The following is a 13,071-nucleotide window of genomic DNA, read 5'->3' on the forward strand; positions in this document are numbered from 1 at the left end:
CGATGTTAAGAAAAATTATAGCGATAGCATTATTAGCGGCGAATACGTCACAGGTAATGAGCGCTGAATTTGATAAGCAACGAGACAGCGAAAAGCCGAATATCGTTCTTGTTGTGGCAGAAGATTTAAGCGCGCGTATTGGTGCCTATGGTGACGACGTTGCACGTACGCCAAACTTAGACAGCTTGGCTAACGAAGGCGTAATGTTCAACAATGTGTATACCATGGCTGGTGTTTGCGCACCATCTAGAGCGGGGCTCATCACTGGTGCTCCGCCACACAGAGTAGGCCTACAGCATATGCGTACTGCAGACAGAGAGTATTTTGGTGTTCCGCCTGCACAGGTCAAAGCCTATCCTGAAATTCTTCGTAAAAATGGCTACTTTACTTACAACGATATCAAGACCGACTACCAATTTGCCAAAGGTGCCGTTGGCGTGGGGCCTTTTACTATTTGGAGTGCTAACGGAAATGTTCGCAACCCTGAAGACTCGTTAGTGCCTTCGGCATGGAGAACACATGACCTGCAGGGTAAACCGTTTTTCCTAAACTTAAACCCTTTTATTACACACGAGTCAGCGCTGTTCATACCAGAAAATACGCCACCTCATTTACAGCAAATGAACCAAATCAGTGAAGGGATCCGCGCAAACTACCAATTCAGTACACCCGACTTAGATAAAATTACGGTGCCTCCTTATTTAGTCGATACAAAAGAAACGCGGCAGGAAATCGCGAGGTTTTATGAGAATATCGAGGTGATGGACCAACAAGTTGGGGCTGTCATCGAGAATTTGAAGAAAGATAAACTGTGGGACAACACCATCTTTATATTTACCACCGACCATGGTGATGCGTTGCCTCGCAGTAAGCGCGAAGGGTTAGTATCAGGTATCAAAGTGCCAATGATTATGCACATTCCTGAAAAATATAAACCTGATTGGATGCCAGGAAGTGGCCAAACAATAGACAGGTTAGTGTCTTTTGAAGACATAGCGCCAACCCTGTTGGGTTTTGCAGGCATCGAAAGGTTACCCTATATGCAGGGGGTTGATTTGTCTGATGACGCACCGGTCAAACGGCACTATATTTTTGCTGATCGTGCCAGAATGGACGCTGTCGATCTTCGCTCTTACTATGTGTTAGACGAAAAATATCAGTACGTACGCAACTACGCTACCCAACCAAATGGCGCTGAAATTAAATTCAGAAACGTACTCTCATCAGTTAAAGCGTTGAACAATGCTAAAGCGAGCAACACGCTTACAGCCCAGCAGAAAAAATGGTTCGACAGCAAGGTGCCAGAGGAGCTTTATGATTTATCAAAAGATGCCGAGCAGCTTGTTAACTTAGCGAGCAATCCTGATTACGCCCATGTCCTGTCGCGTTTCAGAGAGCAGTTGGATAACTGGCGTAATCTTGGTAGTGACTACAACTTAATTGAAGAGAGCGTATTAATTCAAGATAGCGGAAATCGTCATGACGCGCAGCAAACAACCCTTCCTGCCGTTGCCGAGATTGATGAGATCACAGGTAAAGTTTTCATAGCCCCTAGAACAGAAGGTGCATCCATAGGCTATAGCTATGACAACAAAGTATGGCAAGTTTATGATAAAAGCTTTGTACCAGATAGTGCGCACAATAAGCTTTTCATCAAAGCGGTACGCTATGGCTGGGCAGAAAGTGAAGTTATCACATTAATGTACTAGCCACCACTAGGCTGGCTCTGCAAGGCAGCGCCAGCGCATTCAAAGGGATCTCTCTGTAAAAAAATCTGCTACAGCCTTCTAATCCGGCTGTAGCTATTTTTGTAATCTTTCAATACCTAACTATTTGCTACCTCTTATTCCTTAAAACATTTGCCTTGCGATAAAAAGTAAATCTAGCTAGCGGCGGGTCGGAGAGAGAACGCATAGCTTAGACCAGCACGCATCAGTGAAAAGCTCACTCATGAATATGTCACAAGGGCCTTTTATGAGCGCATACGGTAAGTATCGCCATTGCCAATACCTGTATATCGAGGCGAACAATTATCCTTCGAATCCTATGCAAATTACTATCAAGTGAGATAAGCGGTAGAGACAATAAAAACCAGAAGGGGTACTTGTATGACTGCTTTAGATAAACAAGGCGTAGCGGCGTCTAAACATGGTGTGATTTTAGTTTTAGCAGCCATTATGCCCACTATGGCAATCATTTCTTTAGTACCGGTTTTGCCGCTATTTATGAAAGAATTTGCCTACATAGAAGGCGCTGAATTTTTAGTACCAATGGCAATGACGATCCCCGCGCTTTGTGTAGCACTGTTCTCTCCCATAGCCGGATGGCTATCCGATAGAGTTGGCCGAAAGCCAGTGTTGCTTACCGCGCTAATCATCTATGCATTCATTGGACTTGCACCCTTCTTCCTCACTAATTTGTTCCATATCATTTTATCTCGCGTGGTGTTAGGTATGGCAGAGGCTGCCATTATGACGGTCGCAACAGCACTCATTGCAGATTACTACACGGGTAAAGCACGTCAGCGATGGGTAACAATACAAATTGCCAGTGTCAGTATTAGTGCAATAGTACTTATTGCCTTTGGCGGTATTTTGGGAGAGCTGTTAGGCTCAAGAGGCCCTTTCTTATTGTATTTTCTCGCTCTACCCATAGCCCTCTTAGTCCACCGGGTTTTGTTTGAACCTTCCGCGTCTTCTAAAAATACCGCATCCGGCGTGAGAACGCCGTGGCGCGACATTCTTCCGATACTTATAACAACGTTATTTGTTGGTGTAATCTTCTATACCATCATCGTTAAATTAGGAGAGATATTAGCGCTATCAGCCGAGGTGTCACCAGGTGTCATTGGGGGGATTGGTGCCGCTGCGAATATCGGTGTTGCGCTAGGGTCTATCGCATTTAAAAAAGCCAAAGGGTTAACTGGCCCATCGCTTATAGCTGGTGGTCTAATACTAGCTACCCTGGGCTATGTGGGCGCGGCGGTTTCCACGTCGTTGGTTATGACTTCTGTATCTGTGGTAATAGCCTGCTTGGGCTTTGGCTTGCTATTACCCACCACACTCAACTGGGTATTGAAAGTGCTACCAGTAAATGTTCGAGGAAAAGGCACTGGACTGTGGACTGGCGCATTTTTCCTTGGGCAATTTAGTGCGCCAATTCTGGTTACCTTACTTCAGGTAGAGTTTGGTGGTCTGTACAACGTATTGATGCTATTTGCGACGTTAGCGTTTTTGGCCGCGCTACTAGCGCTTGTAAAAACAAAGCATGCGCAGCCGCTTGTTGCAAAATAGCCGATAATTAAGATTCTCTGCGGGCCCTCATGCACCTAGGGCCTACATTTTTCTAGGCTTGTATAGCTTATACGTATTGGAATTAAATAAGTCGATATGATTGATAGTGGCAAGAGAATGCTCTTTTAATAAAGCCTCCACACGCGCACCTTGGCCTTTGATCATGGCATCTGCAATAGCATGATGTTGGGTATGAGCGTATTTGAGGCGATGAAACTCTCTGTCTAATTGGTTCGGGTCGTATGCAATGGCACTTACCGAGGCGAAAGGAAAATGTTCATTTAGCTGCAACGCACTTTTAATCGACGTGTTTCCGCTTGCGTTGATAATAATATCGTGAAATGTTTCGTTCATCTGTTGATATGCTTCTATGCCAGCCTCATCAATGCTGCCATCAACAAATAGTGCATCTCCTTGTGCCAAGCACGTTTTTAGCTGTTCAATTGTGTGCTCGCTGCATCCTATCTCAACCGCTTGTCTGGCTGCTAGCCCTTCAAGTACACCGCGCACTTCTACCGAATTCGTAATTTCTGTGACGGTGACTTCTTTTACTCGATAGCCTCTAGCAGGAAGCTTTTCAAGAAGTCCTTCCTGCGCTAAAGAGCGCAGCGCAATACGAACCGGGGTTCTTGATACTCCCAAGGCTTCAGCAGCTTGCGTTTCTGCCAGACGCTTCCCAGCAGGGAATTCACCCATCAATATTTTCTCTCGAAGAATACTTACTACGGCTGGGTTCGTTTTTGTCTCGCTCATAATTCACTTACATACATCGAAATTGGATCCAATTTACCGTCTTTAATCAGTGCAACTCAAGCCCTGTTTCCTGCTAATTGGCGATTATCAAGGGTGCTTAGGACCTTAAAGGACACGTTATTTAATTATTGGATCCAATTTACGTTTAAATAACTTGATTTTAACGTGTTATGGCATATATTGGATCCAATTCTGGATGGGGACAACAATATGAAAGAAAAAATTTATCCGCTAAACACCTGGTATGTAGCGTGTTATTCACATGAAGTAAATTCTGACAAACCATTAGCACGTACAATTTGCGATGTGCCACTGGTTTTTTTCCGCGATAGCAATAAAACCGTTGCTGCGGTTGAAGATTTTTGTCCCCACCGCGGCGCACCTCTTTCGCTAGGCTATGTTGAAAATGGAAAGTTGGTGTGTGGCTATCATGGCCTAGTGATGGGGAGAGAAGGTAAAACCGACGCAATGCCCAAGCAGCGGGTAGACAAATTTCCATGCATCAAAGCGTTCAAAGTCGTCGAAAAGTACGGCTTTATCTGGCTGTGGCCGGGCGAACAAGACCTTGCAGATGAAGATGCGTTACCTAATCTATTTTGGGCTGATAGCCCTGACTGGGCTTATGGTGGTGGGCTGTATCACATTAATTGCGATTATCGGTTAATGGTAGATAACCTGATGGATCTCACCCACGAAACCTACGTGCACTCAACAAGTATCGGGCAATCAGAAATAGAAGAAGCACCAGTAAATACAAAAGTTGAGGGTGCACAGGTTGTGACCTCACGCTTTATGGAAAATATTGTAGCCCCTCCATTTTGGCAAGCGGCTTTGGAAGCTAATGATTTACCTAAAGAAGGAAGCGTAGACCGATGGCAAGTTTGTCGCTTCGACTTACCCAGCCACATTATGATTGAAGTGGGTGTTGCTGTGGCGGGAGAAGGCGGTATCAATGCGGCACCAGATAAAAGGGCTGGCAGTATCGTTGTCGACTTTATTACGCCAGAATCTGACCAATCCATACATTATTTTTGGGGCATGGCGCGAGATTTCAAAGTTGATGATACAGCACTAACTGAGCAAATTAAGCAGCAGCAGGGAGCGGTATTTGCTGAAGATCAAGAAATCTTAGAAGAGCAACAGAAGAACTTAAACTTATATCCCGATAGGCAGCTTCTCATGCTGGATATCGATTCTGGCGGTGTTATGGCCAGAAGAATGATAACCCGCGCTATCAAAGCTGAAAGCCGTTAAGTCACGGGAGATAAAGCTTATGCAAAACGTTAAGATAACACTTAAAGAAAAGCTCACCGATAACATTACAAGGCTTAAACTAAGTGCCGTTGATGGTACAAGTCTGGCGCCATGGGAACCCGGTGCACACATAGAACTGCATTTAGCTAATGGGTTACTCAGACAATACTCCTTGTGTGGCGCTTCTAACAATAGCGACTATGAAATTGCAATTCTGCGTGAAAGCAATAGCCGTGGCGGCTCATCGTTTATTCACGATGAGTTGGAAGCAGGTCATGAGCTACAAATTAGTGAACCCAAAAATCACTTCCCGTTTACCCTGCCCGCTAAGGATACTACAGTACTATTTCTTGCCGCAGGAATTGGCATAACCCCCATTTTGCCAATGGCAGAGTTATGTGAGGAAAAAGGGCAACCCTTTGAATTTAGTGTGTGTGCAACTAATGCTTCTGCAATGCCCTACGGCGACAGAATAAGGCATTTGCCAAATACGAAGTTCTACTTTTCTAACGATACTCAGTCGTCTCGACTTAGCGTAAAGGACTATTTGAAAAGTAAATCTACCCATATGCCTATTTATGTGTGCGGCCCTCAGCGATTTATTGACGACGTTATAGAAAGTGCACTTGCGCTTGGTTGGAATCACACGCTAATAAACCGAGAGTACTTTTCAATCGATAAAAGCAGTCTTGAAAGTGACGAAGATAAAGCTTTTGATGTCGAGATAAAAAGTACCGGTCAAATAATTCACGTTCCTGCTGATGAAACCATTCTTACCACATTAGAAGACAGCGGCATTTTTCTTCCTGTTGCGTGTGAAGAAGGGGTCTGCGGTACGTGCGTAACTAAAGTTCTGGAAGGTGACGTCGAGCATCGTGATGTGTTTTTAAACGAAGAAGAAAGAGCGGATGGCGCCTTGATGACACCGTGTTGTTCTCGAGCAAAAGGCACAAAGCTGGTATTGGATCTTTAACTTTAACAGGTTTTAGTTTTTTATATTTAAAGCAAAAAAGCTAGCAGTAAACTGCTAGCTTTTATTTTATAAGCACTTTAAAAGTTTAGATAGGCTGTGCTAAAGCAATAATAGATTCGCGCATAATTTGAGTATGCTCTTCTTTATCGCCACCTTCTATTTCTATCTGACATAAGCGAGCAGAATTTTCGACGACCATTCTACAGCGCTCCCAGCGTCTTTCTAAGAACGAATTGAGTGCCTGTTCAACTGAAACATCCTTTGCTAACTCTTCAGCTAAAACGATGGCGCTTTCAATGCCTATGCACGCCCCTGAAGCTAAATGCGGGGTGGTTGCGGCCACAGTATCACCAATCAACACCACTCTTTTTCTATGCCAGGGGGCAGGTACTAAAAGGTTACCCAGAGCTCGAAAATCGATAAGTGAATTTTCGTTCAGCATATCTTTAAACTGATTAACCATGGGGGCAGGGAAGGTACCCATTAATTCTTTCAGTTTGTCAACGTAAGTGGCAGGGTCGTATTTAGGTCTTTCCTTTTTGTCTTCTGTCAAAAACAGGTACATTTCATCTTTAGACATAGGGTTAACACCAATTTTCAAGTGCGGACCTACCCACATCATTGTATTTTTTACTTCAGGAAGTTTTGGCAGCACAGCGCGCCACACACCTTGGCCGATATATTTTGGTGCTTCAACTTCAGGAAATACGTCTTTACGTACTTGCGAGTGCACGCCGTCTGCACCGATAACTAGGTCGTAGGTTTTGGTCGTACCGTCGGTAAAACTGACTTCTACGCCCTCGTCGGTATTAACCATTTCTTTATAGGTACAGCCTAAGCGCACATTCGCGCCAGACGCCAGGGTTTTCTCGGCAAGGATCTTTGCAAGGGTAGGTCGCATAATTGCACCTGCGCCTGGTATGCCCTCAGCGTTGGCAACAGAGGGCGTAGGGACATGCGCTAAATGCAAGCCGTGCGGCGCAAATACATCCAATCCGTTATGTGCATGGCCTTGCTCTAAAAATTCATCCAATATCCCAATCGTTTTGAATGCTCGTAAGGTTGCACCGCCAATGCTGATACCCGCGCCGTCTGTACGCCAGTTTTCATCTATCTCTACTAAGTCTGTTTCTATATTGCGCTTTCTTAATTCGATAGCGGCGGTCATACCTGAAAAACCGCCCCCAATTATTAAAACATTGCTCACACTTGATTTCATAATTTAAAGGCCTTTATTGTTTTTTTTGAAATCCAAATTTGTTGGTTCGATTCAATCCGTATGGGTATTTTTTGAATTCGCTGATGTTTACAAGGTCCTTGAATACAAACACCCGTCGCTATGTCGAACAGCGCGCCATGTGCAGCACAAACAATATGCTCGCCTTTTACATCAGTGTACTCATGTCGCTTCCATGGAAGTGTAGTACTGTTGTAGTGAGGGCAAACATCTAAATAAGCGAAAAACTGGTTGTTTTTTCGAGTAACGAAGAACGTATCTTTACCATTTTCGCCTATCTTGAACCCTTTTGCCTTCCCTTCCTGAATCTCTTGGGTACTGCACACTAAGTGTTCGTCCATAACGGCAGTCTATTTAGCAGGTGGTCCACCTGAAGGTGCCCACTTCTCTCTATGCTCTAACAAAAAGATTTGAGAGTAGTCTGGCCCCATATTCGCTGCGCGCTCTTGCCACGTATCGTCATGCTGGTCCATATCGGCATCAAATTCCATATTGCATCCAAACGGACTTTTGAAATACCAAAACCAATTCGATCCATAAATGTGGCGACCGGGCCCCCAAAAGCTCTGATAACCTTTGTTCACCATGTTAGTACCCGCCCTGACAACATCTGTCGGGCCGCCAAGATGGAACGTAAAGTGCTCAATACCTTTCATATGGGGTGGGGTTTTGATAAAGAATAACGTGTGATGGTCTGTTGTCCCTGCTGGGCGCATAAACGCCCCAACACCGTTAAATCGGTCAGTGGTTTTAAAGCCCAGGCGCTGCTCGTAAAACTGTTCCATAGCGGCTGAGTCAGGCACAAAATATACAACGTGAGATAATGAGTGGATCTTCGGTGGCGTTGATTCGTCGACTCCGTTCACATTCACGCCACGGTTAATATCGCCCGGCGCATTTATTTTTTCTGACCGTAAGTCTGTTGTGTTGCGAAGGGTAATTTGAAAACCTAATACAAAGCCTAAATCGTCGACAGCTTCAATACTTCCGTCAGAAAGTACTTTTACTTCTCTGTCTTTAGACAATTCAGCGTTAATGGCATCTAAACTCGCTTGATCCGGAACACCGTAAACCGTTTTTCTAATGCTAGCGCCGGTTTCTAACGGCGCAGGTAACGAAGGGTCGTCTTTCAACCGAATTTCTAGGCCGGTACCGTCTTGAGCAACAAAATTGTGCTCATCTACTTGTTTAAGCCCATAATCCAAAACGAATTGTGTTGTTGCGTTTGTGTCATCTACACCAAAGACTAGCTTGTCTAAGCCAATAATATTCATCGTTTTTTCCTTCTAGGCAGTACGCGCGTTAAAGGTTTCAGCAACCCAGTCCGCGATGTATTGACCCGCGTTAGCACTGTTATCGAAACTCGAGTGTTGAACACCACCTTCTCGCTCGGTAAAAATCTTAAGTTCGCGTTTCGGGCTGTTTACAAGCTGCTCATAGGTTCTTTCTGCCCATTTAAGAGGGATTTGTGAGTCCTTCGAACCATGGGTGACCAAAAATGGCACTTTGATCTTTTCAATTTGCCCGTCTAAGTGAACTTTCTCGGCGATTTCCATGAATTCTTCCATGGTTTCTGCACCCCATACCCATTTTACGTGTGCCCAATAATGCGGTACCGGGAAGTCACCTTCTTTTTCTAAGCGGCGCTTCTGAACATCACGCCAGTCATGGTTTGCACCCCAGCACACACCCAAGGCTAAACGTGGCTCGTTAGCGACGGCGCGAGGGCAGAAATAACCGCCTAACGATACGCCTTCCATGCCAATGCGATTGCTGTCTATCTCTTCGCGTTGTTCAAGCCAATCAACAGCTGGAGACGTCCAGTGCTCGCTGTCGTAACGGGCGTGAAGGTCTTGCAGTCTTAACGCTTCACCTGTTCCAGGCTGATCTAAAATCAACGAAGAAACCCCACGCTTGGCAAGCCAACCCGGTAAGCCAACGCGATATTTCATTTCTTTGGTTGAGTCTAAGCCGTTAACTTGGATTAATACTGGGGCAGGGCCTTCTACATTTTCGGCTCTAACATACAGTGCTGATATGTGTTTGCCTTCATAAGGAATTTCCACGCGCTCGCAGTTTTCTTTGCCCAGGGTAATAGATTTTTGAAAAAGCTCGAGCTGATGCTTATACAACTCAAGGCGTCCTGGCGCTTTGTGGGCTTGTAGGCGTTCGCACGTAATTAAGTACGAGGAAGCACGGTTGTATTTTTCAGCCGCTGAAAACAACCGGCCTCGGCTTTCATCTTCTTCAGCAAGCCCGACGAGTTTATTTGCCATTTTTGCCCAGGTATCACGAAATGCCTGCACACCTTCTTTGTCGGGTTGTTTTGCCGCTTCTTTTAATGGCGCACACATTTCTTCAATTTCGCCAATACGTGCACCCATTTCTATGGCCAGGTCGACTGACAGGTTCCAAACATAGTTTGTCGGGAAATATTTAAACATTGTAGTTTCCTGATTTTTCTGCGGCGCAAATGCGCCAAGTTAGCTCTGATAATTTATTTTTTTATAAATGCGACTGCGCGAACAAAGCCTGCAGAAGCGTGTTTAATTTTGTAAGGAAAACAAGAGATCAAAAATCCAGTTGCGGGTAACGCTTCAAGGTTGCTCAATTTTTCCATTTGACCGTAACCAATATCCCGACCTGCTTTATGGCCTTCCCAAATTAAGGAGGCATCGCCGGTCTCGGCAAAGCGTTCACGTGTGTATTTGAAGGGAGCGTCCCAACTCCAGGCGTCAGTGCCCACCACTTTTACGCCTCTTTCAAGCAAATACATTGTGGCTTCGCGGCCCATGCCGACCCCTGCGTCTAAGTAACCTGGTTCACCAAATATCTTGCCTGCACGGGTGTTAACCACAACAATGTCCAGCGGCTGTAAATCGTGATTAATGCGTTGCAACTCTTTTTCCACATCGCTGGCAGTAATAATGTAACCGTCTTCAAAGTCGCGAAAGTCCAGCTTAACGCCCGGTTGGAAACACCACTCCAGGGGCAATTCATCAATACCGAATGCAGGCTTACCGCCATCAGTAGTCGATGCATAGTGCCAAGGCGCATCCATATGGGTGCCGCTATGGGTGGTTATTGCAAGTCTTTCTGCCGCCCATGATTCGTTGCCTGGTAACTGGTCGAGGGTCAGCCCCGGAAACATTGACGCCATTTCGGGCCAGCCTTCCTGGTGGTCCATATAATCGATTTTGGGCAATAAAGGCGGTGGGTCGGTGTGGGGGTTATTGTCTAACGTCACCGACAAATCGATAATTTCGTATTCTCTTGGGTTAAACATTTGAGGTCTCCAACTCTACGTTTTGGATAATGTCGCCAAACAAGCTGGAGCCATTTTTATCCAGCGCTCGCATCGTTATTGTTTCGCCCACTTTTAAGAAAGGCGTCTTGGGCTCGCCAAATTGAACAAGTTCTTTCGCGCGGAGTTCTGACAGACAGGCTTGGCCTTTGTTAGGAGTGCTATCAGATACCGTGCCCGAACCAATGACTGAGCCAGGTGGAAGGCTTCGTGCTACAGTTATATGCGCAATGAGTTGGTCAAACCCAAAGAACATTTTTGCGCCATCTGGTGCACCAAACCACTCGTTGTTTCGGTGGATTTCTAAAGGTGCACAGACTTTTGAGTCTTGCCAATGCTCACCAAGTTCATCTGGCGTAACGGCAATAGGTGCGAAGGCTGTGTCGCCTTTTGCTTGTACAAAGCCAAATCCCGTCTTCATTTCGCGAGGGGCTAGGGCACGGAAACTGACGTCATTTAACATGACGACCAAGCGAATGCTCTGCTTGGCCTCTTCTTGTGATGCGCCTACAGGAACATGGCCGGTTATGACGCCGAACTCACCTTCAAAATCGATACCGTGTTCTTCTTTTGCAGCAAAAAGCGGTTCGCGTGGACCCCTGAACGAAATGCCAGAGCCTTGGTAAACCAAAGGGTATTTGTCGGCGCCTTCAATAGGATCTAAGTTGAAGGCTCTTTGCATTAAGTGCCCGTGATTTAAATAGCAAGAGCCGTCAAGCCAGCTCCAAGCGCGGGGTAGGGGCGCTAAACATTGCTCGGGCTTAAAGTGAGACGCATTATTCGCGTTCCCATTATTAAGTAACTGATATCGCTCGTTAAGCTTGTCATAACACGCATCCCAATTATCCAGTGCAAACTGCATAGTAGGGGCAATATCACTAACCTCTGTACACAAACTATGGTCCTTAGAAACAAGTACTAGCTTGCCATCAGGCCCATTGCTTTTGAGTGACGCTAACTTCATTGAATAAAGTCTCTTCGTAATTAAAAGTTTTAATTATTGTTAACAGAAGATGGTAGTATTCAGAGTTACTAAGCAAAAATCGTTTGTGCCGATACGTGATATCTCAAAAACCGTTGGTACAAAATAGGTAGATAAGTTCTCGGGGTAGAAATGCGGTACGAAAAACTAGACTTAAACCTGCTGGTGGCGTTAGAAGTTTTGCTAGAAGAAAAAAACATTACGAAAAGCGCTTATCGACTGCACCTTTCGCAGTCGGCAACAAGTGGTATTTTATCTCGTTTGAGGGACTATTTTGATGATGATTTGCTTGTACAAATGGGTAAGCAAATGCACATCACGCCACTTGCCGCTGAAATGCAGCAGCCAGTCAGCGAAGTGCTAAGCACTATTAGAAACCGCATTATAGATAAGAAAATAAACACACCAGAATTATCAAATCGCAATTTCAAAATTATTGCGTCAGACTATGTAATGCAGGTGGTGCTGGCTGATTTATTGGCCTACGTCACGAAAATAGCGCCGAACATAACATTTGAATTTATGTCTACTTTTGCTGGTGATTTAGACAGCCTCGCAAAACAAGGCGCTGACCTTATTATTGCCCCTTCTGCTTTCATGCTCGATGGCTATTCATCCCAAGAAGTTTTAGATGATGAGTTCGTTTGTATAGCCGATGAAAACAACAGCAAGCTAAATGGCCAAATTACCCTAGAACAATTCTCAGACATTGGCCATGTAACCATTGGCTATGAAAAAGCGAGTCAATTGAGCATAGAGAAATGGATGGTAGACTCAGATGAAGTTAACCGCCGCGTAGAAGTCATCGTCAACGATTTTTCTAGTATGTTTTTTACAGTGATAAATACCGAAAGGGTGGCCCTAGCACCAAAGCGTCTTGCTGAAATTAACGCAAAACATCTCCCTATAAAGATTTATGATATTCCGTTTAAAACGCCACAGTTGAATGAGTCTATGATGTGGCACCCAAGTTTAAATAACGACCCGCTACACAAGTGGCTGCGAGAACAAATTCTTAAACATAGGCCCTAAAAGGTTAAAAAAAAGGCTCTGCGACCTAGTATTACTGCTGCCTACCCCCTCAAGCCGTTGGGGCTTTCTCAATACAGCGTTAACCGTTGTCCCATAATGGTTAGTGCTGTATTTGTACCAAAACCATGCGTTTACTCACCTTCGACAAAAATCTATGAAATGTACAAATATTGATGCGCTTTCGCCATTATAAAAGCAGGGCGCATTTATATAATAAAGGTACGTTTTAATTTGGAATACGTC

General features: G+C 44.9%; 12 protein-coding genes. 5 read left to right on the top strand and 7 right to left on the bottom strand.

Annotation, left to right across the window (positions count from 1 at the left end):
- Positions 1–2 precede the first annotated feature (2 nt).
- Positions 3–1,709 (top strand): sulfatase family protein, encoded by a 1,707-nt coding sequence (locus ACXAGK_RS17445; RefSeq protein WP_474857210.1) that lies wholly within the window; start codon positions 3–5, stop codon positions 1,707–1,709.
- Between the two features lie 399 nt (positions 1,710–2,108).
- Positions 2,109–3,293 carry an MFS transporter gene (locus ACXAGK_RS17450; protein WP_474857211.1) on the top strand — a complete coding sequence of 395 codons (1,185 nt, stop codon included), beginning with the start codon at positions 2,109–2,111 and terminating at the stop codon, positions 3,291–3,293.
- 42 nt (positions 3,294–3,335) lie between these two features.
- On the opposite strand, the gene ACXAGK_RS17455 is transcribed toward ACXAGK_RS17450, so the two are convergent.
- Positions 3,336–4,046, bottom strand: a complete 711-nt coding sequence (locus ACXAGK_RS17455; protein WP_474834267.1) for a GntR family transcriptional regulator — start codon at positions 4,044–4,046, stop codon at positions 3,336–3,338.
- 210 nt (positions 4,047–4,256) lie between these two features.
- Between ACXAGK_RS17455 and ACXAGK_RS17460 the strand changes: the two genes are divergently transcribed.
- Together ACXAGK_RS17460 and ACXAGK_RS17465 are read left to right on the top strand one after the other, a co-directional pair.
- On the top strand, positions 4,257–5,300 hold the full coding sequence (locus tag ACXAGK_RS17460) for a Rieske 2Fe-2S domain-containing protein (RefSeq protein WP_474805514.1): 1,044 nt from the start codon (positions 4,257–4,259) through the stop codon (positions 5,298–5,300).
- 19 nt (positions 5,301–5,319) lie between these two features.
- On the top strand, positions 5,320–6,273 hold the full coding sequence (locus ACXAGK_RS17465; RefSeq protein WP_474857212.1) for a PDR/VanB family oxidoreductase: 954 nt from the start codon (positions 5,320–5,322) through the stop codon (positions 6,271–6,273).
- A gap of 85 nt (positions 6,274–6,358) precedes the next feature.
- On the opposite strand, the gene ACXAGK_RS17470 is transcribed toward ACXAGK_RS17465, so the two are convergent.
- Genes ACXAGK_RS17470 through ACXAGK_RS17495 form a run of 6 tightly spaced genes read right to left on the bottom strand, consistent with a single transcriptional unit; the run spans position 6,359 to position 11,778 of the window.
- Positions 6,359–7,492, bottom strand: coding sequence for an FAD-dependent oxidoreductase (locus ACXAGK_RS17470; protein ID WP_474857213.1), 1,134 nt, complete (start codon positions 7,490–7,492; stop codon positions 6,359–6,361).
- Positions 7,489–7,851 (bottom strand): Rieske (2Fe-2S) protein, encoded by a 363-nt coding sequence (locus tag ACXAGK_RS17475; protein WP_474857214.1) that lies wholly within the window; start codon positions 7,849–7,851, stop codon positions 7,489–7,491. Before ACXAGK_RS17475 ends, ACXAGK_RS17470 begins: the two co-directional genes overlap by 4 nt.
- Before the next feature lie 9 nt (positions 7,852–7,860).
- The gene (locus tag ACXAGK_RS17480) at positions 7,861–8,784 is read right to left on the bottom strand and encodes a VOC family protein (protein WP_474805522.1); all 924 of its coding nucleotides are present in this window, start codon (positions 8,782–8,784) and stop codon (positions 7,861–7,863) included.
- Between the two features lie 12 nt (positions 8,785–8,796).
- A complete protein-coding gene (locus tag ACXAGK_RS17485) occupies positions 8,797–9,954 on the bottom strand; it encodes an alpha/beta hydrolase family protein (RefSeq protein WP_474857215.1) in 1,158 nt (385 codons plus the stop codon).
- A gap of 53 nt (positions 9,955–10,007) precedes the next feature.
- Positions 10,008–10,796, bottom strand: coding sequence for a cyclase family protein (locus ACXAGK_RS17490; protein ID WP_474834255.1), 789 nt, complete (start codon positions 10,794–10,796; stop codon positions 10,008–10,010).
- Entirely contained in the window at positions 10,789–11,778 is a 990-nt protein-coding gene (locus tag ACXAGK_RS17495; RefSeq protein WP_474857216.1) for a fumarylacetoacetate hydrolase family protein, read from the bottom strand. The genes ACXAGK_RS17490 and ACXAGK_RS17495 overlap by 8 nt, the downstream gene beginning before the upstream one ends.
- Before the next feature lie 150 nt (positions 11,779–11,928).
- On the opposite strand from ACXAGK_RS17495, the gene ACXAGK_RS17500 reads away from it, so the two are divergent.
- Positions 11,929–12,828 (top strand): LysR family transcriptional regulator, encoded by a 900-nt coding sequence (locus tag ACXAGK_RS17500; RefSeq protein ID WP_474857217.1) that lies wholly within the window; start codon positions 11,929–11,931, stop codon positions 12,826–12,828.
- Positions 12,829–13,071: the final 243 nt, after the last annotated feature.

It is taken from the genome of Alteromonas sp. ABM1_013, assembly GCF_056160505.1.